Here is a 26,439-nt window from a genome sequence, read left to right on the forward strand (position 1 = left end):
AAGTGATCTGCCTTATGACAGATCACTTCTTTACATTTTATTAATCATTTACTGGTAATACAGAACCAGGATATTTCGTGTTAATGAATTCTTTAATTTCTTCAGATTTTAAAACTTCTACAAGCGTTTTAATTTCTTCTTTGTCTTTGTCTTCACTACGAACAACGATGATGTTTGCATAAGGGTTATTTTCGCCCGCTTCAAGAGCAACTGCGTCTTCAGCTGGATTTAAACCCGCTGCTAATGCATAGTTACCGTTGATAATAACAGCATCACCTTCATTGTTTTCAAAAGCACTTGCAAGCATTTCTGGTGCAACACTATCATCAATTTCAAGATTTTTTTCGTTTTCTACAATATCATCTTTTGTAGCATTGATTTTTTCGATATCAGGATTTAATTTAATTAGCCCTTTTTCTTCAAGTAGTGCTAATACACGTCCCATTTCAGCAACGTTATTACTCATGATAATTTTCGCACCTTCAGGGAGATCCTCAAGAGCTTTATATTCTTTAGAGTAAATACCGAATGGTTCAATATGGATTGCTCCAACATTTTCTAATTCAAAGCCATTTTCCTTGATTGCATTTTCTAAATAAGGTACATGCTGGAAGTAGTTTGCATCAAGATCACCCTCTGCAAGTGCAGGATTAATTAATGGATAATCAGAGAACTCTTCAATCTCTAACTCAATACCTTTTTCTTCTAACAATGGTTTTGCTTCTTCTAAGATTTCAGCATGTGGAACTGTTGTAGCCCCGACTTTTAGAACTTTGGTTTCCTGTTCAGTGTTACCCTCGGTTGTTTCTTGAGTTGCATTATCTTCACCGCCACCACAAGCAACTAATAGGACAGCAAAAATCGTAAATACAATGGATAATAAGGATTTTTTCATTGTGTTTTCCTCCTAACGTTTATCTATAGCCTTGACTAATATATCTCCAATAAATTGGATAATAAATACAATAATTAAGATAAAGATTGTCGCAACAATCGTAACTTCAAAGTTATTACGTTGGAATCCTTCACGATAAGCGAGGTCACCTAATCCGCCGGCTCCAACAACTCCTGCCATTGCCGTATACCCTACCAACGCAATAGCCGTAACAGTGATACCAGATACTAACGCTGGAAGGGATTCTGGTAAAAGGACCTTCCACATAATAGTAGATGTTTTTGCCCCCATAGACTTGGCTGCTTCAATGACTCCTTTATCCACTTCCCTTAAAGCCAGTTCTACCATTCTCGCATAGAAAGGAGCTGCCCCAATGATTAATGCTGGAAGAGCGGCATTTGCACCAAGGATTGAACCAACAACAATTTTTGTGAAAGGTAAAAGTAAAATAACTAAAATAATAAATGGGATTGAACGGAAAATATTAACGATTCCAGATAGAATCGTATTAAAAACACTGTTACCCCATATATTACCCTTTGATGTTAAAAATAAAAGAAGCCCTAGAATAATTCCGATGAAAAAGGTCGCGATAACAGAAATACCTGTCATATAAGTTGTTTCATATGTTGCTTCCCATACCTTTTCCCACTTCACGTTTGGAAGAAACTGTTCAAGCATTTGCCAGCACCTCCACTTCAACTTGTTGCTCTTTAATAAATGCTACAGTACGGTTGATTTCTTCTTCGTCTCCATCTACATGTAAAAATAATGACCCATATGATCCATTTTGGGTTTGTGAAATTTTCCCTTGAAGAATATTTACTTCGATTTCAAAGTTTCTAATAATATTAGTAATTAACGGTCTTTCTGCTCCCTCACCAACAAAAGTGAGCTGCAGTATTTTTCCTGAATCATATGACTTTAATAAGTGCTCGACTGCTTCTTTCGTCTCATCAGGTTCTGATATCTGTTTAACAAAGGTTCTTGTAATTGGTTTTTGTGGGTTTTTGAAAACATCTAAAACATTACCTTGTTCCACAACCTCGCCATTTTCCATAACTGCAACTCGATGACAAATCTTACGGATGACATGCATTTCGTGGGTAATAAGAACTATAGTTAAGCCCAGACGCTTATTAATATCAACTAGTAAGTCTAAGATAGAATCCGTCGTTTGAGGATCCAAAGCAGACGTAGCTTCATCACATAATAAAACTTTTGGGTTATTTGCTAAAGCTCTTGCAATTCCTACACGTTGCTTCTGCCCTCCACTTAATTGTGACGGATAAGCATTTTCACGTCCCTCTAAACCAACAAGCTTTATTAACTCATCTACACGCTTCAATCGTTCAGCTTTTTTCACACCAGCAATTTCTAGCGGAAATGCAATATTTTCTCGGACAGTTCTTGACCATAATAAATTAAAATGCTGAAATATCATACTAATTTCTAAACGTGCTTTTCGAAGATTGGCACCTGAAATCGAATCGATTCTGCTTTCAGCTACTTTTACTTCACCACTCGTCGGCTTCTCCAGCCCATTTAATAAACGTATTAATGAACTTTTACCCGCACCGCTATATCCGATAATTCCGAAGATTTCACCCTTCTCAATGTTTAGATTCACATTATTAACTGCTTTAACTTGGCCTGATTTTGTTTCATATATTTTATTAACATTTGATAATGTTATCATCTTGTCACCTTCTTTCTTAATTACTTAAAATTTAGGTTAAGTATTTGAAAAACTTATGAGAAAAACTTTGCTTATCACCAAGTCCTCTTGGCGAATCCCATCGTTTTTCTTATACTATCATTCATATATTTTCATAATTCTGATAGTATTAAAAAACCTTTCTACCAAATGAGCAGAAAGGCGCGAAAGAATCCTTTCTCTCATCTCTCAAAGCATCTGCTTTGCGTGAATTGGCACCATTTCAACAATGTTGATGGTTGCCGGGCTTCGTCGGGCACTTCCCTCCACCTCTCTTGATAAGAGTTTCATCTATTATATTAAGTCATTCAGTATAGGTCGAATTTTAAATACGAGTGTGATTGTATCATGTGTTGAAAATTGGTGTCAATTAAAAATAAGTTATTATAAAATTTGAAAAATTCAGCTTTATAACAAGTTTTTTATAAAAACAAACAAATTCTAAGCAAAAAAAATAGGATGACACAAATTTTATCATCCTATTAGTTAAATTCACATATTTACTTGTTCAAAGCTTCTTATGCCTGTGGTTTTATCAATTGCTTGTTCAAGATCCTCAATTAGATCATCAATATGTTCAATTCCAACAGATAATCGAATCAGATCTTCTGTAACTCCTGATTTTTTCAAATCCTCATCACTTAACTGCTGATGTGTTGTACTTGCCGGATGAATAATTAAACTTTTTGCATCCCCCACATTTGCCACATGTGACCACAATTCTACTGAATTTATTAATGAAGCCCCTGCTTTTCTGCCACCTTTAATACCAAAAACGATGATAGACCCTGCGCCTTTTGGAAGATATTTTGCAGCCAACTCTCTTCCAGGATGGTTCTGGTTTTCAGGATATAAAACCCATTCAACAGCTGGGTGATTATCTAGATATTCGACCATTTTTCTTGCGTTTGATACATGCTCTTTCATTCGAACATGGAGAGTTTCTAGACCTAGAGTAAATTGAAATGCATTATATGGACTAATAGCAGGTCCCATATCTCTCAACAACTGAACTCTCGCCTTAACGATGAACGCTTGGGCACCTAATGCTTCAGCATATACTATATCATGATAGCTTGGATCTGGTGTTATAAATCCAGGAAACTTAGAGTTATTCCAATCAAACTTCCCTCCATCTACTATTACACCACCTAGTGTTGTCCCATTACCTAACAACCATTTTGTGGCGGAATGGACAACAATATCAGCTCCGTGTTCAATTGGCTTACAAAGGTAAGGTGTGGCAAACGTGTTATCAACAATTAACGGAATCCCTGCTTCATGAGCAATCTCTGCTACAGCTTCGATATCAAGTACATCTAAGCTTGGATTTCCGATCGTCTCAGCAAAAATTGCTTTCGTTCTTGGAGTAATGGCAGCTCGAAAATTTTCTGGGTTTTTGGGATCTACAAAAGTTGTTTTAATTCCATATTTAGGTAAAGTTGCAGCAAATAAATTATATGTTCCACCATATAAAGTTGAGGCCGATACAATTTCATCACCGGTACCTGCGAGATTTAACACCGACAATGTAATCGCTGCCATTCCACTTGCTACGGCTAAACTGCCAACTCCTCCCTCAAGCTGGGCGATTCTTTCCTCAAAAACAGTTGCAGTAGGATTATGTATTCTTGTGTAAATATAACCAGGCTCTTTCAATCCAAATAAGTTAGCCGCATGTTCAGTATTATCAAAAACATAAGCGTTAGATTGATAAATTGGTACAGACCTTGCACCTGTCATTTCATCTTTTTTAAGTCCACCGTGAATTGTTAATGTTTCTTGCCGATATTGCTTGTCACTCATCTTTGTTCCTCCCCTATAGTACAGCTCTGAATTGTCTACAAGTAGGTGTAAACACATGATGAAGGATTCTTTTTTTTAGACTAATTTCATTGTAATCGGTTAAACTCTATTACGACAAGCCTTCTATCAATAAGTTTTTTAAATTAATTTAAAGAGTGCTTCAATCTTTAGAAAATCACGATATGACCCTTTTATTGAAATACTTCCAAGTGAAATTAATTGCTTTAAGCTAATTTTATTTTGTACCATATCCTCTAAATCCTGCTCTTCTCCCTCAATAAGAAAATCTACCTTTGTTGGAGGAACAGCTAACAAACTTGACCCATTTGAAGATAGTTCAAGATAATAGCTTGACTTATGTTTAGCCCTAATTTCAACTACTAGAACTCTATTTATTAAGATTGGTTTTATAAATTCTGCTTTATTTATGCCAGTGATAAAATCAGAAATTAACATAAAAAAATCCTCCCGCTATCAATAAGTTACTTACTAACTTCATTGATTATCGGAAGAATCCTTTAAATAAAACTCGACAGTTTCTGCCCTTGCTTAGAGAATTTCACTATTTCCCAAGAAATATGTCAGTTTATCTATTATATTGTTTTAAAAGGTCGTAAAGATGTCCTACCGACTGAAACGCATATACCCTTTCCCTTATTTTCCCGTCTTCAAAAATAAGCAAACATGGTACACTTTCTATTCCTAATTCTTTCGCATCTTCTGGATAATAATTCAAATTTAAGGAAAAAATATCCAGATTTGGCAGTAACTCATCTACAACAGTCAGCATTTTTTTAGCTACCTGACAAGTACCGCACATTGGGGTAAATAAGTATATTACTTTAATACCTTTATTCGGTATCATTAGCTCTTTTTCTTTCCACTCAATCATAACTCTAATTTTTTTGCACCCTTCTAAAGAAATTTAGCATTTACATCTATATTAGCACTAAGTAAAACTGATGCAACATGATGATCAGGTGCTGTTGCAACCTCACGGTAAGCCCGGTCAATATAGAGGTGGGATGCCTCTGGAAATTCTCGTTTGAATTGTTTGCGTAACCGGTCACCAGCATCATCAGAATCAACTAAAATATACACATCTTTTAGAAATAGCTCATCAATTAATTCATCCATTTTCGTCAAGCTAATGGTACCATTTGTACAGATGATTTCAATTGGTTCACATATTACATTTAATACTTTCTTTTTATCTGATTTTCCTTCAACAATTATTACTTTTTCAACCTCAACTAACGACATAACCATCACCTATTTTTAAAGTAAAAAGTCTTTTCTATAACGTATTCGATTTGTCGAGGTTGTTTCCCTTTAATTTCATGTTTTTTCTTATCATTTAGAAAAAACATTCAAAGAAAACCACCATTTAGGAAAGCCATTAGGTTATAAGTGCGAAAAAAGCAGTGGTGTACGCCACTGCTTCCACATTAACACCAGCCATTTTCATCGTCACAGTCGACATATTTTTGATCTGGTTCAGATAGAACATCTGCTATTTGATAAAAGCGGCTATCATTAAATTCATAACCCGCTTTTAGGTTATAATTATTCTCTGAGACCATTTGGCCAATATTTTCTTTTTCCAGATAAAGATTTAATTGCCCATCTCCAAATTTGCCGACAACTCGATCAGTTATATCTAATCGTTGTTTTTGAAAAGTCATATGGACACCCTCCTTTATCTTACTAATAGGGTGTCCATATTTTATCACATCATGCTTATTAGTCTTGATTCGTCATTTCTTCATATTGCTCAGCGGTCATTAACTTTTCAACGTCTTCAAGGTTTGAAGGCTCGATGACAATCATCCACGCTTTTTCATATGGAGATTCATTAACAAATTCCGGGCTATCATCAAGGTCCTCATTGATTTCAACAATCCTTCCGCTTACTGGTGCATAAAGCTCTGAAACAGTTTTAACTGACTCAACACTTCCGAAAGGCTCGTCCGCTTGGATTTCGTCTCCAACTTGTGGCAGCTCGACGAAAACGATATCACCTAGTTCTGATTGGGCAAAATCAGTAATTCCAATTCGAACCTTATCCCCTTCAATTTTTACCCACTCGTGTTCTTCCGAATAACGAAGTTCTTTAGGTGTGTTCATGTTCTCATACCTCCAGGTTTCTTAACATTTTTTCATGTCTTAGAATAGGTTAAATTCCCTTTATTTTCTAACGTGATGAATTATTACTGTTTTAGCAGTTTTTTGTCACTGTTGCAAGAGATATCTGTTATTTTCCCCAAGTTTCACCAAATTGCTCTTCCTTAAAACCTACTGTTACTTTTTGATCTCCAACAGTTAGAGGTCGTTTTATTAACATCCCATTAGATGATAATAGCTCAAGCATTTCATCTTCTGACATTGTCGCTAATTTATCTTTAAGACCAAGCTCTCTGTATTTTTGCCCACTTGTATTAAAGAATTTTTTTAATTCTAACTGACTTTTTTTATAAATACTTGCTAACCCCTCTTTGGTTGGCGGGTTTTCCACAATATGTATTTCATTAAATTCAATGTTATGTTCTTCTAACCATTTTTTCGCTTTTCGACAAGTACCGCATTTAGGATACCAATAAAAATCTAACGCCATTCGTATCACCTCCATGTACCATCTAGATAAACTCTTATTCCATTTATAGAAGGAATATTTTTTCTTTATCTTATCATAAATCATCATGAAGGCATAATGAGGGATATCCTCATTTTGATAAAATATTGCTAATATCGCGACAAGGAGACAATCAATGTTTGATTGTCTCCTTTTTCTTATGCTAAATATGCATTTTTATCAATAATAGCTGCTGCGATCTCTCTTTTCTTCCCGATCACGTTAATTGGTGTATGCCTTGTGAATTTTCGTAATGCCGATAACATCATTCGCAGGGAATCACCTGATTCCACTGCAATTAACGATTCTTTTGCATGTGCCTCAATTTCATTGAAGGCTTCCTGACAATAGACTTGTGTGTAAAGAAGCTTTTGCTTATTCTTTTCCTCGCCTGTTTTGGCGATTGCCTTTTCTGTTCGAAGAATGGCTGATTCCATTGCATATATATTGCTCACAATATCTGCAATATTTACTAATACTTCCTGTTGCTTCTGGAGTTCTTTTCCGTACTTTTGGGCAGCCAGACCTGCAATAAGAATACCTATTTTCTTTGCATTTTTTAACAGGTATTTCTCTTGCTCAAGCGTTCCATCTCCAACATCCTCAGGCATAAGCATCATTAACTCTTCTTGCAGGCTTTGCGCCTTTTGGAATAAAGGCAACACCCCTTTTAATGCCTTTCTCAAATATGTTCCTGGTACTAAAAGGCGATTAATTTCATTTGTTCCTTCAAAAATACGATTTATACGTGAGTCGCGGTAAACACGTTCTACTTCATATTCCGCCATAAAACCGTACCCGCCATGGATCTGCACAGCTTCATCGACAACATAATCAAGTGTTTCTGAACCAAATACTTTATTCAATGAGCACTCGATTGCATATTCAGCAATGGATTTGGCTACCTCCTTCCCATCATTAATCTCTTCATCTGTCAGGCGGCTCATCCGATCTTCAAATAGACCAACTGTGCGATATACTGAGCTTTCCATTGCATATGTTTTTACAGCCATGTTGGCAAGTTTCTCTTGAATAAGGGAGAAGCTTGAGATCGGCGTTTTGAATTGTTGACGTTGATTTGCGTATTGAACAGCAACATCGATCATTCTTTTTGAACCGCCAATTGTTCCAACTGCAAGTTTGTAACGACCAATGTTTAAAATGTTAAAAGCAATCACATGCCCTTTCCCTAATTCACCTAGTAAGTTTTCTTTTGGGACTAGAGCATCTTCTAATATAACTGTTCTTGTAGATGAGCCTTTTATCCCCATTTTCTTTTCTTCAGGACCAGTGGACACACCTGGGAAGTCCCTTTCAACAATAAAGGCTGAGAATTGTTCACCGTCAACTTTAGCATAAACAATAATGACATCAGCAAAACCAGAGTTTGTAATCCATTGCTTTTCACCATTTAGAACATAGTGTGTGCCCTCTGCATTCAATTTTGCCGTTGTTTTTGCTCCTAACGCATCAGATCCTGAACTTGGCTCTGTTAATGCATAGGCTGCAATTTTTTCACCTGTTGCAAGACCTGGCAGGTATTTCTTCTTTTGTTCTTCATTTCCAAACAAAACAATCGGTAATGAGCCGATACCTACATGTGCACCAAAGGAAAGGGAGAAGCTACCAGCTCTTGAAATTTTCTCGGTAATAAGAGCAGAGCTGATTTTATCTAAACCAAATCCGCCGTACTCTTCTGGAACATCTGCACCTAATAAGCCAAGTTCCCCTGCTTGCTTTAGCAATTTTACAGACTTTTCAAATTGATGATTTTCGATATCCTCTAAATGTGGCACAACTTCATTTACTGTAAAATCCTCGGTTGTTTTTGCAATCATTTTCTGCTCATCTGTAAAGTCTTCTGGAGTAAACATACGATCATATGTTATATCCTCAATTAAGAAACTGCCACCTTTAATCACTGAATTTGTTGCTTTTGACATGAAAAATTCCCCCACTCGTTTCATTTTCATCACCGCGATCTATTAGCCTAGCAATCTCCTAAAGTTAGACTAATTCAAATACTCCAGCAGCACCCATTCCTCCACCAATACACATTGTGACAACACCAAATTGTTGATTTCGCCGCTTCATTTCATGAATAAGTGAAAGGGTAAGCTTTGTACCTGAACAACCAAGCGGATGACCTAGAGCAATGGCTCCGCCATTTACATTAACTTTCTCTTCATCAAGTCCAAGCTCACGTATGACCTGAATAGATTGAGAGGCAAATGCTTCATTTAATTCAAATAAACCAATATCTGAAAGCTCAAGTCCTGCATATTTTAACGCTAATGGTACTGCAGCAACTGGACCGATTCCCATCACCTCAGGCGGAACACCGGCAACTGCAAATGATCTAAACTTTGCCATCGGTTTGTACCCTAGTGACTCAGCCTTTTCTCGATCCATCAGCATAACGGCTGCCGCACCATCACTAGTCTGTGAAGAATTTCCAGCCGTAACAGTGCCTTTTATTGAAAAAGCTGGCTTGAGAGTAGCTAAAACTTCTGATGTCGTATTTGCGCGCACCCCTTCATCCTGGTTGAATTGGACAACCTTCTCTTGAAGCTTATGATCAGCCCCTACCGTTCTAACGTTCACCTCAACAGAAACAATTTCATCATCAAACTTTCCTTCTTGGATCGCTTTTGCTGCGCGTTTATGACTTCGTACAGCAAATGCATCTTGTTCTTCACGGGAGATCCCATATTTTGTTGCTACCTGTTCAGCAGTGTGCCCCATTCCCATATAATATTCAGGTGCTTCCTCTGCTAATTTTGCATTTGGTCGAACAACATGCCCCATCATCGGGACAAGGCTCATGGATTCAGCACCTCCCGCAATTGCTGTATCAGAATGACCTAGCATAATCTTCTCTGCCCCATATGCAATACTCTGTAGTCCAGAAGAGCAATAGCGATTAATAGTAATTGCAGGAACCGAATAAGGAAGTCCAGCTAAAGCCCCAATATTTCTTGCCATATTTAAGCCTTGCTCAGCTTCAGGCATCGCACATCCGATAATTAAATCATCGATATTTCCTTCATAATTACCCGCTCTTTTCAGCGTTTCCTTTACGACCAATGCACCTAAATCATCTGGCCGCATATTAGCTAAAGTCCCCTTTTTCGCTCTACCAACAGGTGTTCTAGCTCCCGCTACAATGACTGCTTCTCTCATTTAACAAACCTCCTTTTTAACATGATTTTAATTTCTAAGCGGTTTTCCTTTTACAAGCATGTGCTGCATTCGCTGCTGGGATTTTCCTTCCGCTACTAAACTTATGAACGCTTCTTTTTCTAAATTTAATAAATATTGCTCATCAACCTCTGTTCCAAACGGTACTTTTCCTCCAGCTATTACAAAGGCTAGCTTCTTAGCAATTTTTAAATCATGATCTGAAATATAGCCTGATAGGTACATAGACTGTGCACCAAGTAACAGTGTTGCATAGCCTGTTTCACCCACTACAGGAATTTTCTTTCTAATTGGCGGCTGATAACCTCCATCATGCAAATCGATCACACGCTGCTTTGCATCAAAAATAAGATGGTCACTGTTAACACTTATATGATCTTTTTCATTTAAGAACCCATTTCGTTTTGCTTCTGCAGCAGATGCAGATACTTTTGCCATAGCAATTGTCTCAAATACTTTATTTGCAACAGACTGTAAATCAAAATCTACACCTTTTGGCATATTGCTTAACATTTTAATATAAAGCTCTTTATTTCCCCCTCCACCAGGAATTAACCCGACACCAACTTCTACTAACCCCATATATGTTTCACTTGAAGCTTGTATGCTGCTTGCTGGAAGACAAATTTCTGCTCCTCCACCTAATGTCATTCCAAACGGAGCCGCTACAACTGGTTTTTTACAATATTTCAATCGCATCATAGCTTGTTGGAATTGATGAACGACCATTTCGATTTCAAAAAGGTTATCATCCTGTGCTTCCATTAAAATCATGCCAAGGTTCGCTCCAACACAAAAATTCTTTCCTTGGTTTCCGATGACAAGTCCTTTGTAGTTTTTCTCTACTTCATCAATGGCATAATTAATCATTTGAATAATATCAAAACCGATAGCATTGCTTGGTGAATGGAATTCTAATAATGCGACACCATCACCTAAATCAATAAAACTGGCACCGCTGTTTTTCTTAATGACTCCATTCATTTCCTTATAGTTTTTTAAATTTATTACTTTAGAATTCTGCTTCACTAAACGATATTCACCATCGGTATAGAAAAACTGAACACCATTCTCTTTTCGATAAAATGTTCCGAATCCTTTTCCTAACATATCTCCAATCCAGCCAGGTACCTTCAAGCCCTGCTGCTCCATTAACTCTACTGACTTTTCAACTCCTATTGCATCCCACAACTCAAAAGGACCTACTTCCCAACCGAAGCCCCATTTCATCGCCTGATCAATCGCGACAATATCATCAGCTATTTCACCTAAAAGTTCCGCAGAGTAAATCAGCGTTGGAATTGTAATTCCTCTTAGCAATTCTCCTGCTCGATCATCTGCGTATATAAGCGCTTTCAATTTATTTTCTAATCCCTTTGCTTGCTTTGCCTGTTCAAGGGATGGGGCATGTAATTTTGTTCTCTCTTCGTATTCAAAAGTCTCAGGATTTAATTCAAGAATATCTTTACCTGATTTTTTATAAAAGCCTTGACCGTTTTTACTGCCTAACCATTTATTCTCGAGCATTTTTTGCATAAATTCCGGAATTTCAAATACCTCTTTTTCTTTTCCCTCTACCTGTTCATGTACATTTTTGGCAACATGAGCAAATGTATCGAGTCCTACGACATCAAGAGTACGAAAAGTGGCACTCTTAGGTCTGCCGATAATCGGACCTGTGATAGAATCGACTTCACCAACGCGATAACCGCCCTTTATCATTTCCTGAACGGTTACTAATAACCCGTAAGTACCAATCCGATTGGCAATAAAGTTCGGTGTGTCTTTCGCTTCGACAACCCCTTTACCTAGAACATCCTCTCCAAATGTTTTCATAAATTCTAGGATATCCTGATCCGTATCTTTTGTAGGTATAACCTCCAGCAGCTTTAAGTATCTTGGAGGATTAAAGAAATGTGTTCCTAAAAAATGCTTTCTAAAGTCCTCTGAGCGTCCTTTAGCCATAGCTTCTACAGAAATCCCGGATGTATTTGAACTAACAATACTGCCTTCTTTTCTATATTGATCAACAATCGCAAAGATCTCTTGTTTTACAGCTAGTTTTTCGACAACAACCTCAATAATCCAATCTGCTTCACGAATGCGTTGCATATCATCTTCAAAATTTCCTACCTCAATACGATCAAGATGACTCTTGTCTGTTAGTGGTGCTGGTTTCTGTTTAAGAAGCTTTTGAACCGCTGTTTGCGCTAGACGGTTTCGAACAGTTTTATCTTCTAATGTAAGACCTTTTTTCACCTCTTCTCCATCTAGTTCACGAGGTACAATATCTAATAGTAATACAGGGATGCCGATATTTGCTAAATGTGCTGCAATTCCAGAGCCCATTACCCCTGAGCCTAATACAGCAGCTCTTTTTATACGCTGGACCATACATTTTCCCCCTTATTTGAATGAATACTCATTCATTTTTCTCCCAAAAAAAATGAACCTTACGAATTTAGTTCCTTTATTATTAATATAAAAGATTTGGGTCATGACTTCAATAGATTTATCACAATTTTTCTTAAATAATCATATCCCTCATTGGACAACTTAAGCTTTAGGAGGTGATATGTGATGGCAAGATTAAAAAAATCTCCTTCAAAAGCGGGTGTTAGTGCTGCGAGTGTAAAGGGGAATGCTGGACCTAATAATGAAAAAGCCGGCGGCGGTAAGCGGACTAGTCAAAATCAACAATACAAACAGCATAATATGGGTAGCGACAATATGTAATTATAGAAAAGCGCAAGGCGACAAGCATAAGGCGAATAGGAATTGAAGGTGCATTTTACCTTCAATTCCTATTTGACTAGACCCTAGAGGCAGCCAATAACGCGACGTCCTGTCGCATTGCCTGCACTTGCACGTCCTGTGCTTCGCCGATCGCGCCTGGAACTAGTCAATAAAACTAATGACAAAACTCCAAATTCCTTATCCATCCAAAAAGGGATTCAATGACCTTGCTACAGTCCCTTATTCAAATTTGACATCTTTAGCGTTTGATTATTCCTTTTATTACAAAGGCTACATTTGCGGGTCTTTCTGCCATTCTTCTCATAAAATAACCGTACCAATCCGTGCCATAAGGGACATACACCCTCATTTTAAATCCATCCTTAACGATGTCTAGTTGTTTTTCGGGTCGTATCCCGTAAAGCATTTGAAATTCAAATTGAGTCTTAGGAATCTTATATGTGTTCACAATTTGTTTTGTATATTCGATTATTTGGTCATCGTGTGTTGCAATGGCGGTATAGTGACCATTAAGCAAATGTATTTTGATGATCTTTTTAAAATTTTGATCTACATCTATTTTATCTGGATATGCAACGTTTGGGGATTCCTTATAAGCACCTTTGACAAGTCTTAAACTTGCTTGATAGTTACCTAAGTCCTCTACATCCTTTACCGTTCTATATAAATATGCCTGAAGGACTGTTCCGACATTGTCGTACTCAGATTTGAGTTGTTTAAAAATCTGCAGAGTTTTTTCACATCTTGAATAATCTTCCATATCAATAGTAATGAATACACCGTGCATTTTTGCTTTATCTAAAATACGGCGCATATTCGATAACACGACATCTTTAGATATATCTAACCCCATTGATGTTAATTTCACGGAAATTTGCGAATGTAATTTTTCGTTCCCGATTATCTCGATAGCTTTTATACAATGATTGGCTGCTTCAGCCGCTTCTTTTTCGTCAACAATAAATTCACCTAAATAGTCCAGCGTTACATCAAGCCCTTTTTCATTCAATTGTTTGATCACTTCTTTTGCTACATCTATTGTATTTCCAGCTACAAACCTTGCAGCTCCGAAACGCAAGCCGTATTTCTTTGCTAACTTTGTCATCGTTTTATTTCTGGATAAAAACATAAAAGAGTTCCGCAGAAGTTTTTCCATATTTAACAGCCTCCTCTTTAGGTTCTTATACCGAACAACAAAAGTTCAAGCTCTACCATGAATAGAAATGTATATACTGTCTTGAAGTCCATCACTTTTATACTTTCATCATGAGTTTTTAAAAACGTATTCATTTTTTCTTTCCTTTTATCCCTTACCAGATCTGTATTCGTCTTATTCCTACTATATGTTTGTTGTGGGAAACTGTTCAAAGAGGGGGAATTTCTAAAACGGCTTGCATAGTTCAAATTAGATGGTGGAACGATAGAAGCGAATGAATTGTGAGGAGGATCAAACATGCAACAGCAAAATTTTGAACAACAAGCTCAACCCGGTATGATGCAACAACCGCCAAGTGTGGTAACAACTAAAGATCAGCTTTACCTTACAGATATGCTTTCCTGGAATCTATTAGCGATGAAAAAGGCTCATTTCTTCGCCTCTCAATGCCAAAACCAACAAGTGAAAACTCAGCTGGAAAAGGTTGGGCAAATGCATGAACAACATTACAATAAAATCTTGGGTCATCTCCAGCCACAACAGCAGACTTCACAGGGATCTCAATTACAATAGGAGGAATGGAGAATGGATCAAATTAAAAGTGCTTCAATGACACAAGTCCAACAAGGACCGCAAATGAATGATCGCGACTTTACAAATGACCTTTTAGCAACGGAAAAATATTTAACCACAGCCTATTCAACAGCCTTGAATGAAGCTAGTCATCAAACTCTGTATCAGGATATATTGACTGTTCTTACCGAAACACAGCAAGCTCAAAGAGATTTATATAATTTCATGTTTCAAAATGGATGGTATACGCTTGAAGCTGCTGATACACAAAAACTGCAACAATCATATCAAAAATTTTCTTCAACGATTCAACAACAATCTCCTTATGGAACGCATTAATGAAAAGGGACTGTTTTTTTAAAGACAGCCCCTTTTCTTATTCCTGATTTTTTGATTCCCTGTGTTTTTCATTTAAAACTTTTATATCATGTATAATGCTCTTCAGCTCTTCCTTTGCATCCGGATAAGTTGTATTCCAATGTTTTGCCAATGGCGGCATGGACTTTGAAATATGTGTATAAAGTGCCCACATCTTCACTTTTTCCTTCAATTCATCCGAGCAGTCGCCTACTAATAATTCGGTATATTTTTCTATGAGCCCATCAAATTGCTCTTTGAGCTTTTGATCCATTCATGAACACCTCCTAATTAATTTTGCCTTTTGCATTCAATTGGACAAGTGTTACAGCGATCATCATTTTTAGAGGTAAGATAAAATAAGCAGCAAGTAGATCTTTTTCGAACATTATTTTGTTTTTTATGAAAAAATGGAGCAATTGGATTTTTAACTTTCACCCCAAATAAAGCAGGTGCTGCCTCCGATACAACATAGGAAAAATCCTCTTCTATCCTCGCCTTGATTTCCTCTGTTATGTTTGGATCCTCTAATGTAGATTCATACATCCAAAAAATATAGATGGCAACATTTTCCCAAAGAATCACCTTTGAAATTCGTGTTACTCTTGAAATTGTCGCTACCATATGGGCTATATTCTGTTTAAACAGAGCTTCTAATACCTTATCTCGCCATTCATTCCGGTTCGAAGCAGGAGTTGTGACTTCTAAGTTTGTAAAATGAAAGCTCGGCAACCAAATTGGATCATCTTCTTCTGTATATAAAGAAAGATTATCAATGGAACTATTCAGCCCTTTATTAAATACACTTAAACTATATAAAACAAGAGCAGCTAAAAAAGCATATCTCTTCACAAGCATTGATCCTAAGACTTGATGTTTATCCGTATTTAATTTTTTTTGTAAATCTTCATTGAATAACCTTTTCAAACGATCCTCTTTTAATAATTCAGGACCTTTGATCATGAGATGCGGTGATTTTTCTTGCAAGCATAATCGATACTTTTCTAATGTTTCTTGTTCTGCTTTTGTTAATTCAGCCATTTAATGCGCCAACTTCCTTTACAATACATCTTCCCCTTCCATGAGGGATACAAAGCGGAGTACCAAAAATAGGATCGACTGTTACCTCACAGTTCATCTGGAAGACATTTTGTACTAGGTTGCAATTAATCACTTCTTCTGGCTTTCCTTGCGCAAACACCTTTTTATCTTTCAATGCAACCAGATTATGAGCATAACGACAAGCTAAATTTAGATCGTGAAGAACCATAACAATCGTTCGATTTTCCCGTTCATTCAACTCAAATAGGAGGTCCAGTATTTCAATTTGATGTGTCATATCCAAATAGGTTGTTGGTTCATCCAACAAAATAATATCAGTCTTTTGTGCCAAGGTCATAGCAATCCACGCACGCTGTCTCTGACCTCCTGATAATGAATCAACCGGCCGTTCAGCTAACTCTTTTAAACCAGTTGCCTCAAGAGCGCTATTAACAGCTTCTTCATCCTCTTTAGACCATTGTTTTAACCAGCTTTGATATGGATAGCGCCCTTGTTTTACTAACTGAAGAACAGTTAATCCTTCTGGTGCCACAGGACCTTGCGGAAGAATCGCAAGCTGTTTGGCTACCTCTTTTGTTGGTAATTTAGCAATAGTACTTCCTTCTAATAATACAGATCCTTCCTTTGGCTTCAACAGTCTCGCAATAGACCTGAGCAAGGTTGATTTCCCGCATCCATTACTGCCGATAAAAACAGTAATTTCACCTTTTGGAATTTTCACATCCAGCTCATTTATAATGATCGTATCTCCATAAGAAAGTGTGAGCGCACTTGTTTCGATAGCTGTCATTTAAATCGCTCCTTTTTAATGCTAGGAATTTAAAAAAATTCTTGTACTATGGGTAAGTGCTCGGCATCCAGCTCCGAAGCACAGGACGCGCAAGTGCAGTAGTTGCAACAGGACGTTGCGCTTTTGTTCATGGCTCTTAAAGCTAATTGTTTCTTGTTTTGTATAACAAATAGATAAAATATGGGGCTCCAATTGCAGCAGTAAATACACCTGCTGGAACCTCTAGTGGAGAAAATAAAGTTCTACCTATTAGGTCCGCCACCATCACTAGAATGGCTCCAATCAATGCAGATACTGGAAGGAGAGCTCCAAACGATGAACCTACGATCCTTCTTCCTATATGTGGTGCCATTAACCCTACAAAACCAATAACTCCTGCAAAGGCAACTGCACTCCCAGTTAGAGCCGTGCTTAAAAGTAATAATAAAAAACGATTTCGTTGTACGGCACTTCCGACTCCAGTTGCTAGCTCATCACCTAGCTCCTGGATATTGACATTTCTAATTGAAATGATGGTAACTATTAGTAAAATCATAACAACAGGTAATAAAATCCGTACCTGCTCCCAAGTAGACCCGTAAACCGTTCCAGTTATCCAGACATTTGCTTGAGCTGCTTGATAAATCGGACCCTTCACCATAAATAATGTTGTCAATGATTGGGCAAGCATAGACAAGCCAATCCCAATTAAAACAAGTCTGATTGATGAAGATCCATTTTTCCAGGACAGTAGATAAACGAGAATTGCCACAAGCGTAGCACCTAGGAAGGCTGCTAACGGCATCCATTTAATACTTACTATTAGCGAATTACTGCGATCGCTAAACAGCAATAAAAATAACACAACCCCAACAGATCCTCCACCTGTAATACCAATAATATCAGGCGATGCTAAAGGGTTACGAATTAATCCTTGCAAAATAGCTCCTGCAACAGCTAAGCAAATACCTACTAATAAAGCAATGATAATTCTAGGTAGACGAAATGAAAAGATAAATAAATTTTCCATTTCATCACCATATCCGAATAACGTTTTCATAACATTAAGCGGGCTAATGAGAACCTCGCCAACCCCTGTACTTATTAAAAATACAACTACTGTAATAGCTATTAAGATAGATGTAATAGCAAAAGCTTTTTTATCTACTAAAAAGGAGAGCTTATCCGAGCCCAACCGAAGCTTATAATATTTTTTCATGATTAATTGAACCCCCTACGTGCAATGTAAATGAAAAAGGGAGTTCCTATTAAAGCCGTCATTACACCCACTGGCAATTCTTCAGGCATGACAATGTATCTCGCTAATATATCAGCTAATACCAGTAGAGATCCCCCGAGTACAATACAATATGGAAGTATCCATCTGTAATCATTCCCTACAATAAATCTAGAAAAGTGCGGAATCACAATCCCTATAAAGGCAATTGGCCCTGCAACAGCAACAGATCCACCGCCTAAAATAATCACAATCAATGCACCCAGAAGCTTCACAAAACCTGTTCTTTGTCCCAATCCCTTCGCCACATCTTCCCCCATTGTTAACACATTAATTTTGGGTGAAAGAAGTAAACTAATCAAAATCGCTGGAATGACATAAGGAAGTATAATAGCTAAGCCTTCTAATTTTCTTCCTTGAATGGAACCCGCTAACCAAAATAAAACTTGATCTAAGGCAGCTTCATTTACAACTAGTAAACCTTGTGTTAAGGAAGAAAACAATGCTGCCATCGCTGCACCAGCTAATGTTAGCTTCATTGGGGTAAGTCCTTCCCTGCCAAATGAGCCAACAAAATAAACGACAAACGCCGAGAAGGCTGCTCCAGCAAACGCAATCCATGTAAATGCTTGAAACGAATTTACGTAAAATACGGAAATGGCAATAACCAGAAAAAAACCTGCTCCTGCATTAATACCAAAAACACTTGGTGATGCTAGGGGGTTTTTGGTCAATGCTTGCATGATTGCTCCCGCAAGAGCTAAGCTCGCCCCTACCACAGCCCCTATTAAGGCCCGAGGCAAACGAACTTCATAGACAATAATATGTTCATTACTGCCATTAAAATGAAAAAAAGCATCATACACCGTTTTTAGATTTGTGTTAGCATATCCGAAAATAAGACTCCCACACATTAAAATGATGAGAATTGAAAATCCTATAAGTAATCCTATAGTTTTTTGAAAGGTAGATTTCGATAACATATTTGCTCCCTATACTTTTCCATTCATACTTTCTTTTATATTATCAAAAATTAATGATTTTGAAAATCATTTTCATTTGACAGTTGACAATCACCATATTTCCTTTTATCATTCTCTATGTAAATGAAAATCATTATCAAATAGTGGAGGGTCAAATCATGAGCAGTACATACAAAAAGTCTTGGTTATCATTATTTTTACTAAGTATTACTTTTCTTATTCTGGCAGCTTGCGGGAATGCCAATGAAGAAACGGCAGATACTGAAGGGGCTGAAGGAACAAATGATGCACCTGCAGAAGAAACATATACAGTTGAACATGCGATGGGAACGACAGAAATTACTGGTACTCCAGAAAAAGTTGTTATCTTAACCAACGAGGGAACAGAAGCACTATTATCAATGGGGGTAACTCCAGTTGGAGCTGTTCAATCTTGGTTAGGTGAGCCATGGTATGAACATATTTCAGACCAAATGGCTGATGTCCAAGTAGTAGGAACTGAGAGCGAAGTAAATATAGAGGCAATTGCTGCACTAAAGCCCGACTTAATTATTGGAAATAAAATGCGTCAAGAACAAGTCTATGAAAAATTAAGCGCCATTGCTCCTACTGTCTTTGCTGAGACATTAAGAGGCGACTGGCAAGAAAACTTTAAGTTATATGCAAAAGCATTAAACCGTGAAGAAGAAGGCAAAAAGGTGATTGATGATTTTGAATCACGAATTACAACTTTGAAGGAATCACTTGGCGATAAATTAAATCAAGAAGTTTCGGTTGTACGCTTTATGGCAGGCAAGACAAGAGTTTATTATACTGATACATTTTCTGGCGTGATCTTTGATAAGCTTGGACTTAAGCATTCAAGTTCGGTACAAGAGCTATTTAAGGATAATCCAGATGATCTGTTTGTTCGTGAAGTTGGAAAAGAAATTATTCCACAATTAGATGCTGATATTTTATTCTACTTCACTTACGCACCACCTGGTGATACAGAAGCAACAAAAACAGAAGAAGATTGGATAAATGATTCACTTTGGAAGAACTTGGAAGTTGTTAAAGCTGAGAAAGCATATAAAGTAGACGATGCAATCTGGAATACAGCTGGTGGCGTCATTGCTGCTAACTTATTATTAGATGATATCGAAAAAATCATGACTGAAGAATAACAAAAGCGTAAGGGGCTTGGCGCTGGCAGTCTAAAACCGCGACGTCCTGTCGCAAAGACTGCACTTGCACATCCTGTGCTTCGGAGCTGGATGTCGAAGCGGTTATCTACAGTTCATGCAATTAAAAATTCTTAAGAATAAACAGAACGCGCGGCTGACAATGTTAGCTGCGTTTTTATTTTTCTTTTCCTTATATCCTTTAATATTGTTAATTCTATATAAAAAAGGGAAAAATAACAGTAAATCAGCCATTATATAGGAGATGAGGTAATTGCTTCAGGCAGCATTTTGGGGCGCTCTTGCTGGATCACCTATCTTTTTTGGTGCTTTACTAGGTATTTTCACAAATCTCCCTAAAAAAATCACAGGGCTTATTATGTCATTTGGAACCGGTGTTTTAATTGGCGCTGCTTCGTTTGAATTACTAACAGAAGCAGTAGATGAAGGAGGATTATTCGCAACCTCAATTGGATTTCTATCGGGTGCATTAGTGTTTACTCTCTCTGAATCGATTATTTCCAAAAAAGGCGGGAGTGAACGGAAGCGGTCGAAAAAAAGTTCGGAAAATCATTCAGGCCTTTCAATCTTTATTGGAACAATTATTGATGCTGTTCCAGAGTCAATTATTATTGGCGTAAGTTTACTGGAACAAGGAACGGTAAGCTACTTAATGGTTATTGCTGTATTGATCAGTAACTTTCCTGAGGGACTTTCAAGTACTGTTGGATTAAAACATGACGGGTATAAACGAAAAACGATATTACTCATGTGGTTTATCGTTGTTATCCTGTCATCTATTAGTTCTTTATTAGGCTATGCACTTCTTCAACATGCACCCTCACATCTCGTTTCAATCATTTCTGCTTTTGCAGCAGGCGGCATTTTCGCTATGGTATCCTCGACGATGATGCCCGAAGCTTTTGAAGAAGGCGGTGCAGTTGTAGGTTTCATTGCTTCGTTAGGTCTTTTAGCTTCATTGTTTTTAGCCCACATATAATGGGACAGTTCATATTTTGAAAACTGTCCCTTTTATCTAATCCTTACATCCCTGACTCTTCAAAATCAATGATATCTTTATTTTTTCCAATTATAAGCAAAACATCACCTACTGTAATTGTTTCGTTCCCAGACGGTGATACACAGATCTCTTCCCCTCTTTGAATACCTACGATATTACATCCATATTTTGAGGGAATATCCAAGTCGTAAATTGTTTTATTACATAACTTCTTTGTCGCAACCACTTCTACAAGACTGTACTCCCTTGATAGCTCAATATAATCAATCATCTTTTCTGAAATAATATGATGGGCAATGCGCTTTGCCATATCTCGCTCAGGATGAATCACTCGGTTCACACCGATTTTGTCTAAGACTTTTTGATGGTAGTCATTTTGTGCTTTAGCCCATACTTGTGGAATACCTAATTCTTTTAAAATGAGGGATGTTAAGATGCTAGCTTCAATATCATCTCCAAATGATACGAATGCATGATCAACATTTCGTACTCCCAGCTGTTTTAAAATCGCTTCATCAATAGCATTTGCTCTGACTGCATGTGTAGCATAAGCAGCATACTGTTGGACTTTTTCCTCACTTTTATCGATCGCAAGAACTTCAATTCCGAGCTCATGGAACTCCTTTACAAGACTTCCTCCAAAACGACCTAAGCCAAATACAGCAAATTGCTTCTTCACAAAAATTCCTTCTTTCAATCCAAAATGTAGGTAGATGACAACTGTTTTCTGAACATCTTTAACTAAATTAGAAAAACTAAATTCAAAATCCATTGTTTTTCTCATTAATCAACCATAATCTGAACGTAAAAAAAGACACAAAGGTAGTGAACCCCTGTGACTTTTAGTAAGCACATGTTCATCCCTTTAACGCTTGCGAGGTTAGCTGTCGGGTTCGGGCAAAAGAGAGTAGCCCTGCAAACATCTTGATGTTTGATTCACCCCAAGTCATGTTAAGACATTTCATGGGTCCCCCGCTCCTATTTATAGGATTAAGCGATCTTTGATCATCTATTCTTTTTTTCGTATATAAGCGTCTCATTTTATTAAAAATGAATAATAAAATATTTCCGAATGTAATCTTACTCCCCTTACCAATCAATCGTAAAGCATGAAAAAATTCATTTTTGGTTTAAAAAAGGGCAAAATCTATAATCAAACCGTTTACAACGAATATTTCCTTAACCAAGCTTCTTATTTCAACCTTTATCAAGGCTCTGTAAATTAGGTCTGATATTTGCTAATCAATATAATATGAAAAAACAAAAAAGACACAGTCAACTTTGGCTGTGTCCATTGAGTTTATTAATTACTTTTTTTATTTGAAGGCTCTTCATCTTCCATGAGGCCTTTTGTTGCATTTTTGAATTCTCTAAGTGTCTTTCCAGCAGCTTTTCCAAGTTCAGGTAATTTCTTTGGCCCAAATACTAATAAAGCGACAAACATAATGAGTAAGATTTCTCCAAATCCAAGATTCATGTTTACACACTTCTTTCTAAAAGAGTGATAGACTACTTATAAATTATAAATGAATCTTAAAAAAGAAGCAAAATAAGGTGTTAATTTTTTCTTACTTGCAGATAAAAAAGTAATGAAACACAAAGACCCATGATTATAGCTAGTGGAACGATGAATGTTAAATGGTGATCCTTATTCTTCGCTTCTATCGCATCATTATTTGTTACAATCTCACTTTTCATTTGTTCATCTTTCTCTTTATTTTCAACTTGCTCAAGCGCTACTTCTGTAATAATCCTGTCATCCTCACCCTTAATAACCAGCTCCCCAGTTGGACTTATCACTTTTTCAGTACTTTCTCCATGTCGTTTTGTGAAAGGAGTATCTTCCTTGACTAAAAAAGTATGATCAGAAGGATCTGTAAATTTTTCGTTTTTTAGTATCTGATCTGTTTCAAAATGGTCAAAGCCATAGTCTAATAAGGCTATCGTATCATCATAGGATTGTTGACTGTACATTGTATTTAGCGTCACAGCAATCAAACTTAAGTTTTCCCGCTCAGCAGTTGTTACAAGAGTAAACCCTGCCTCTTGAACGAATCCGTTTTTTCCACCTGTAATTCCTTCATATTCCTTGTCACGCACCATTTCATGATGATTAATAATGGTTGTATCCCAGCTCTCTCCATCCCATTTCAACTCGCTGGTTTGAAAGATGTCTCTAAACGTTTGATTTTGTAAAGCATACTGCGTAATTTTGGCCATGTCCTCTGCTGTTGTCAAATGATCTGGTTCATGAAGCCCATGAGGGTTCGTAAAATGAGTATTTTCTACCCCCACTTCTTGCTGCAAAAATTCATTAAATTCTTTTGTAAATTGATCAACTGAACCACTAAGATGTTCAGCAATCGCAACTCCTGCATCATTTCCTGAATTAATAACTAAACCTTGAATTAACTTTTTTAATGGAACCTGCTCACCTATTTCTAAGTAAACCCGGGTTCCTTCTACATTTCTTGCGTTTTCACTGACAGTCACAAGATCATTTATATTCCCTTTTTCAATTGCAAAAATAGCTGTTGCAATTTTCGTTATACTTGCTGGCGGGAGCTTTTCTTTACTATTTTTTTCATAAAGAATTTGTCCTGAGTCTGCATCAACCAAAACAGCAGCTTGGCTAAAAAGTTGTAAATCTTTATTTTCCATGTGATCTGGGGCCTCAGCCTTCATCTGTTCCGGCAATATAAATGAGCATATGACGAAAGCAATCAGAACATACTTAAGGTAGAATTTTTTCATGATGCTGCTCCTATACTTATTGTTCTTATCTTTCCTAAACTAGGATAACAAGCGATTCCTCCAAAAATCAATGTCAGTATTTTGAAACAAATCCTACTTATCTACTATTAATGAATTGACTCTTTGAAAAGGAGGATTTATACTTTAGACTGACGAACGTAAGGAAGGTTGATAACATGTCTGCAACGAACATTAAGCATGCTGGATTAATCCAATTTGCGCAAAATGGCTATGATGGCACATCTCTCGCTTCCATTGCCAATGATGTTGGAATTAAAAAACAATCGATCTATGCACATTTCGCGAATAAAGACGAACTATATTTAACAATCTTGGAAGATGTGATCAACAATGAAAGACGATATATACAAGACTATTTATCTAGTCATTCAACAATTTCTTTACATGATAAGCTCTATCAATTTTTAACGAATTATGGCAATCGATACGAGACACATGCATCCATGAAGTTTTTGTTGCGAAATGGCTTTCTCCCACCCTCCCATTTGCATGAACACATGATGAAAAAGGTGTATCAATTTTACGATGAAATCGAGCTTCTCTTTCTTCAGTATCTTGAGAAGCATCAAACTGTTTTTACATCAGCAGTTGATGAAGTGGTCATCTCCTTTATCGGTCTTATTGATTCGATTCAAATTGAGCTGCTCTATAGTGGAACAGATCGATTCCAAAGGAGGCTTAATGCAAGTTGGAAAATTTTTTGGAGAGGCATTTCGGTTCAAGAGGAGGAAATAAATAAAAATGAATAAGTATTGGTTTCTTGTTTATATATCAACATTTTTTGAAGTTAGTTGGGTAACAGGGTTGAAGCATGCATCAACTGCTCTAGAGTGGATTGGCACAGCAGTTTGTATTTTCGTTAGTTTTTATTTATTAATAACTGCAACGAAAAAACTTCCGATCAGTACAGTTTATGCTGTTTTTACAGGATTGGGGGCAGCCGGTACGGTCATTACAGAGCTCGTCTTTTTTTCGCATGAGGTAAACTGGTTAAAGCTCTTCTTATGCACGGTCCTTATTATTGGTGTTGTTGGTCTGAAAACGGTCACGTCTGAACATGGCCAGCCTGTGAAAGGAGAGAAGTAAGATGGATTGGTTATTTCTTATTTTAGCTGGTCTCTGTGAAGTAGCTGGTGTTGCGGCAATTGCACGTTTTAATGAGAAAAAGAGCCTTATGAATGGACTATTTCTTCTGTTAGGGTTTGGCACAAGCTTTTTATTGTTAACTTTAGCATTAGAAACTATTTCAATGGGTACCGCCTATGCTGTCTGGACAGGAATCGGAACAGTTGGCAGTACACTCTTTGGCATACTCTTTTTAAAGGAACCTGCCGGATGGAAACGCGTATTGTTTATTGCTATGATTATATCCGCAACAGTTGGATTGAAATTTTTGCCGTCGTAAATTAGTTAAGGAGACTTCTTATGCTAGCATCATTAAAATATTCCTTTTACGTTTTTTTAGGAGCCTGCAGCTATGGTATTCTATCGGTTATTGTCAAGCTCGCCTACCAACAAGGCTTCACAGTTTCTGAAGTAATAGGAAGCCAGTATTTGTTTGGATTTATCTTTGTCTTAATTCCGTTTCTATTTATGAAAAAAGTATTTTCCTTAAAGGATGTAGCTTTCTTATGTATTGCTGGAATAACAACAAGCTTAACAGGTTTGTTATACGGAAAGTCACTTGAAACGATTCCAGCCTCTCTTGCTGTTATTCTTTTATTCCAATTTACTTGGATAGGCATATTAATTGAAGCCATTGCGAATCGAAGATTACCATCAATATCTAAGTTAATTTCTATTCTGGTGTTATTTCTAGGAACCTTGCTTGCTGGAGGAGTATTTTCTGGACCAATAGAAGGATATACACTAAGTGGCCTAATATATGGATTATTAGCAGCATTTTCTTTCGCTTTATTTATATTTGTCAGCGGCAGAATTGCGACCCAGCTGCATTCTCTAACAAGAAGTTTTTTTATGTCACTCGGTGCACTTATCTTCCTATTCATTATTATATCACCTGAATTTATTGTTAACGGAGCGCTTGGAGAAGGCTTATGGAAGTATGGTAGTTTATTAGGGTTCTTTGGAGTATTATTACCTGTTCTATTGTTTTCTATCGGAACTCCTAAGATCGGTGAAGGACTTGCAACCATTTTAGGAGCAGCTGAATTGCCAACGGCTATCATTGCTTCGGTACTTATCCTCCATGAAGCTGTGACATGGGTTCAAGTCATGGGGATAATGGTGATAATCATAGGGATCGCTATACCGCAAATTAATACTCAATCAAAAAAGCAACCATTAATAGAGTAGGAAGACAATATGGTATTCA

Annotated in this window: 31 protein-coding genes and 2 riboswitches; of the genes, 9 read left to right on the plus strand and 22 right to left on the minus strand. The window is 37.1% G+C overall.

What is annotated here, in order from left to right; genetic code table 11:
- Positions 1–40 precede the first annotated feature (40 nt).
- The 13 genes from AC4GZ8_RS24590 to AC4GZ8_RS24650 all read right to left on the minus strand — a co-directional run bounded on the left by AC4GZ8_RS24590 (position 41) and on the right by AC4GZ8_RS24650 (position 12,645).
- Positions 41–895 carry a MetQ/NlpA family ABC transporter substrate-binding protein gene (locus tag AC4GZ8_RS24590; RefSeq protein ID WP_491084519.1) on the minus strand — a complete coding sequence of 285 codons (855 nt, stop codon included), beginning with the start codon at positions 893–895 and terminating at the stop codon, positions 41–43.
- A 12-nt stretch (positions 896–907) separates the two neighbouring features.
- The gene (locus AC4GZ8_RS24595; RefSeq protein ID WP_491084520.1) at positions 908–1,576 is read right to left on the minus strand and encodes a methionine ABC transporter permease; all 669 of its coding nucleotides are present in this window, start codon (positions 1,574–1,576) and stop codon (positions 908–910) included.
- Entirely contained in the window at positions 1,569–2,594 is a 1,026-nt protein-coding gene (locus tag AC4GZ8_RS24600) for a methionine ABC transporter ATP-binding protein (RefSeq protein WP_491084521.1), read from the minus strand. Before AC4GZ8_RS24600 ends, AC4GZ8_RS24595 begins: the two co-directional genes overlap by 8 nt.
- A gap of 197 nt (positions 2,595–2,791) precedes the next feature.
- A riboswitch (SAM riboswitch) is annotated at positions 2,792–2,897 on the minus strand.
- Between the two features lie 207 nt (positions 2,898–3,104).
- Positions 3,105–4,418: an O-acetylhomoserine aminocarboxypropyltransferase/cysteine synthase family protein gene (locus tag AC4GZ8_RS24605; protein ID WP_491084522.1), complete on the minus strand. Its 1,314-nt coding sequence runs from the start codon at positions 4,416–4,418 to the stop codon at positions 3,105–3,107.
- A gap of 138 nt (positions 4,419–4,556) precedes the next feature.
- On the minus strand, positions 4,557–4,874 hold the full coding sequence (locus AC4GZ8_RS24610; RefSeq protein WP_491084523.1) for an SCP2 sterol-binding domain-containing protein: 318 nt from the start codon (positions 4,872–4,874) through the stop codon (positions 4,557–4,559).
- 130 nt (positions 4,875–5,004) lie between these two features.
- Positions 5,005–5,310: a thioredoxin family protein gene (locus AC4GZ8_RS24615; RefSeq protein ID WP_491084524.1), complete on the minus strand. Its 306-nt coding sequence runs from the start codon at positions 5,308–5,310 to the stop codon at positions 5,005–5,007.
- A gap of 23 nt (positions 5,311–5,333) precedes the next feature.
- Positions 5,334–5,681 (minus strand): toprim domain-containing protein, encoded by a 348-nt coding sequence (locus tag AC4GZ8_RS24620; protein WP_491084525.1) that lies wholly within the window; start codon positions 5,679–5,681, stop codon positions 5,334–5,336.
- Positions 5,682–5,866: 185 nt separating this feature from the next.
- Positions 5,867–6,103 (minus strand): YusG family protein, encoded by a 237-nt coding sequence (locus AC4GZ8_RS24625; RefSeq protein ID WP_491084526.1) that lies wholly within the window; start codon positions 6,101–6,103, stop codon positions 5,867–5,869.
- A gap of 58 nt (positions 6,104–6,161) precedes the next feature.
- Positions 6,162–6,545: a glycine cleavage system protein GcvH gene (gene gcvH, locus AC4GZ8_RS24630; protein ID WP_491084527.1), complete on the minus strand. Its 384-nt coding sequence runs from the start codon at positions 6,543–6,545 to the stop codon at positions 6,162–6,164.
- 127 nt (positions 6,546–6,672) lie between these two features.
- Entirely contained in the window at positions 6,673–7,032 is a 360-nt protein-coding gene (locus AC4GZ8_RS24635; protein WP_491084528.1) for an arsenate reductase family protein, read from the minus strand.
- A 176-nt stretch (positions 7,033–7,208) separates the two neighbouring features.
- Positions 7,209–8,993 carry an acyl-CoA dehydrogenase FadE gene (locus AC4GZ8_RS24640; RefSeq protein WP_491084529.1) on the minus strand — a complete coding sequence of 595 codons (1,785 nt, stop codon included), beginning with the start codon at positions 8,991–8,993 and terminating at the stop codon, positions 7,209–7,211.
- Positions 8,994–9,057: 64 nt separating this feature from the next.
- Positions 9,058–10,233, minus strand: coding sequence for an acetyl-CoA C-acetyltransferase (locus AC4GZ8_RS24645; RefSeq protein WP_491084530.1), 1,176 nt, complete (start codon positions 10,231–10,233; stop codon positions 9,058–9,060).
- Between the two features lie 27 nt (positions 10,234–10,260).
- Positions 10,261–12,645 carry a 3-hydroxyacyl-CoA dehydrogenase/enoyl-CoA hydratase family protein gene (locus AC4GZ8_RS24650; protein ID WP_491084531.1) on the minus strand — a complete coding sequence of 795 codons (2,385 nt, stop codon included), beginning with the start codon at positions 12,643–12,645 and terminating at the stop codon, positions 10,261–10,263.
- Positions 12,646–12,831: 186 nt separating this feature from the next.
- Here AC4GZ8_RS24650 and AC4GZ8_RS24655 point away from each other — a divergent pair, with 186 nt between their 5' ends.
- Entirely contained in the window at positions 12,832–12,987 is a 156-nt protein-coding gene (locus tag AC4GZ8_RS24655; protein WP_098796428.1) for a YuzL family protein, read from the plus strand.
- Positions 12,988–13,246: 259 nt separating this feature from the next.
- Here the strand turns inward: AC4GZ8_RS24655 and AC4GZ8_RS24660 are convergent, their stop codons facing one another.
- On the minus strand, positions 13,247–14,164 hold the full coding sequence (locus AC4GZ8_RS24660) for a proline dehydrogenase family protein (RefSeq protein ID WP_491084532.1): 918 nt from the start codon (positions 14,162–14,164) through the stop codon (positions 13,247–13,249).
- Positions 14,165–14,461: 297 nt separating this feature from the next.
- Here AC4GZ8_RS24660 and AC4GZ8_RS24665 point away from each other — a divergent pair, with 297 nt between their 5' ends.
- Positions 14,462–14,737, plus strand: coding sequence for a hypothetical protein (locus AC4GZ8_RS24665; RefSeq protein WP_491084533.1), 276 nt, complete (start codon positions 14,462–14,464; stop codon positions 14,735–14,737).
- 12 nt (positions 14,738–14,749) lie between these two features.
- Complete coding sequence (locus AC4GZ8_RS24670; RefSeq protein WP_491084534.1) at positions 14,750–15,076, plus strand: spore coat protein; 327 nt, start codon at positions 14,750–14,752, stop codon at positions 15,074–15,076.
- Positions 15,077–15,113: 37 nt separating this feature from the next.
- On the opposite strand, the gene AC4GZ8_RS24675 is transcribed toward AC4GZ8_RS24670, so the two are convergent.
- The 5 genes from AC4GZ8_RS24675 to AC4GZ8_RS24695 form a co-directional block, all read right to left on the minus strand.
- A complete protein-coding gene (locus tag AC4GZ8_RS24675) occupies positions 15,114–15,368 on the minus strand; it encodes a YusU family protein (protein ID WP_491084535.1) in 255 nt (84 codons plus the stop codon).
- Positions 15,369–15,385: 17 nt separating this feature from the next.
- Positions 15,386–16,135 (minus strand): IucA/IucC family C-terminal-domain containing protein, encoded by a 750-nt coding sequence (locus AC4GZ8_RS24680; RefSeq protein ID WP_491084536.1) that lies wholly within the window; start codon positions 16,133–16,135, stop codon positions 15,386–15,388.
- A complete protein-coding gene (locus AC4GZ8_RS24685; RefSeq protein ID WP_491084537.1) occupies positions 16,128–16,946 on the minus strand; it encodes an ABC transporter ATP-binding protein in 819 nt (272 codons plus the stop codon). The genes AC4GZ8_RS24680 and AC4GZ8_RS24685 overlap by 8 nt, the downstream gene beginning before the upstream one ends.
- 142 nt (positions 16,947–17,088) lie before the next feature.
- Positions 17,089–18,144, minus strand: coding sequence for a FecCD family ABC transporter permease (locus tag AC4GZ8_RS24690; protein WP_491084538.1), 1,056 nt, complete (start codon positions 18,142–18,144; stop codon positions 17,089–17,091).
- 2 nt (positions 18,145–18,146) lie between these two features.
- Positions 18,147–19,145 (minus strand): FecCD family ABC transporter permease, encoded by a 999-nt coding sequence (locus AC4GZ8_RS24695; RefSeq protein ID WP_491084539.1) that lies wholly within the window; start codon positions 19,143–19,145, stop codon positions 18,147–18,149.
- 158 nt (positions 19,146–19,303) lie between these two features.
- Here AC4GZ8_RS24695 and AC4GZ8_RS24700 point away from each other — a divergent pair, with 158 nt between their 5' ends.
- Both AC4GZ8_RS24700 and AC4GZ8_RS24705 read left to right on the plus strand, forming a co-directional pair.
- Complete coding sequence (locus AC4GZ8_RS24700; protein WP_491084540.1) at positions 19,304–20,311, plus strand: ABC transporter substrate-binding protein; 1,008 nt, start codon at positions 19,304–19,306, stop codon at positions 20,309–20,311.
- A gap of 271 nt (positions 20,312–20,582) precedes the next feature.
- The gene (locus tag AC4GZ8_RS24705) at positions 20,583–21,308 is read left to right on the plus strand and encodes a ZIP family metal transporter (protein WP_491084541.1); all 726 of its coding nucleotides are present in this window, start codon (positions 20,583–20,585) and stop codon (positions 21,306–21,308) included.
- A 43-nt stretch (positions 21,309–21,351) separates the two neighbouring features.
- On the opposite strand, the gene AC4GZ8_RS24710 is transcribed toward AC4GZ8_RS24705, so the two are convergent.
- The 3 genes from AC4GZ8_RS24710 to AC4GZ8_RS24720 form a co-directional block, all read right to left on the minus strand.
- Positions 21,352–22,008, minus strand: a complete 657-nt coding sequence (locus AC4GZ8_RS24710; protein WP_491084559.1) for a potassium channel family protein — start codon at positions 22,006–22,008, stop codon at positions 21,352–21,354.
- A 175-nt stretch (positions 22,009–22,183) separates the two neighbouring features.
- Positions 22,184–22,336: riboswitch (cyclic di-AMP (ydaO/yuaA leader) on the minus strand.
- A gap of 296 nt (positions 22,337–22,632) precedes the next feature.
- Positions 22,633–22,806: a twin-arginine translocase TatA/TatE family subunit gene (locus AC4GZ8_RS24715; protein WP_491084542.1), complete on the minus strand. Its 174-nt coding sequence runs from the start codon at positions 22,804–22,806 to the stop codon at positions 22,633–22,635.
- Positions 22,807–22,886: 80 nt separating this feature from the next.
- Positions 22,887–24,083 carry a D-alanyl-D-alanine carboxypeptidase family protein gene (locus AC4GZ8_RS24720; protein WP_491084543.1) on the minus strand — a complete coding sequence of 399 codons (1,197 nt, stop codon included), beginning with the start codon at positions 24,081–24,083 and terminating at the stop codon, positions 22,887–22,889.
- A 176-nt stretch (positions 24,084–24,259) separates the two neighbouring features.
- Between AC4GZ8_RS24720 and AC4GZ8_RS24725 the strand changes: the two genes are divergently transcribed.
- Genes AC4GZ8_RS24725 through AC4GZ8_RS24740 form a run of 4 tightly spaced genes read left to right on the plus strand, consistent with a single transcriptional unit; the run spans position 24,260 to position 26,420 of the window.
- Positions 24,260–24,853 (plus strand): TetR/AcrR family transcriptional regulator, encoded by a 594-nt coding sequence (locus AC4GZ8_RS24725; RefSeq protein WP_491084544.1) that lies wholly within the window; start codon positions 24,260–24,262, stop codon positions 24,851–24,853.
- A complete protein-coding gene (locus tag AC4GZ8_RS24730; RefSeq protein ID WP_491084545.1) occupies positions 24,846–25,190 on the plus strand; it encodes a DMT family transporter in 345 nt (114 codons plus the stop codon). The genes AC4GZ8_RS24725 and AC4GZ8_RS24730 overlap by 8 nt, the downstream gene beginning before the upstream one ends.
- A 1-nt stretch (position 25,191) precedes the next feature.
- Positions 25,192–25,509, plus strand: coding sequence for a DMT family transporter (locus AC4GZ8_RS24735; RefSeq protein WP_491084546.1), 318 nt, complete (start codon positions 25,192–25,194; stop codon positions 25,507–25,509).
- Between the two features lie 20 nt (positions 25,510–25,529).
- Entirely contained in the window at positions 25,530–26,420 is an 891-nt protein-coding gene (locus tag AC4GZ8_RS24740) for an EamA family transporter (RefSeq protein ID WP_491084547.1), read from the plus strand.
- Positions 26,421–26,439 lie beyond the last annotated feature (19 nt).

The sequence above is a fragment of the Metabacillus sp. RB-C-LZQ-3-1 genome (assembly GCF_058315175.1).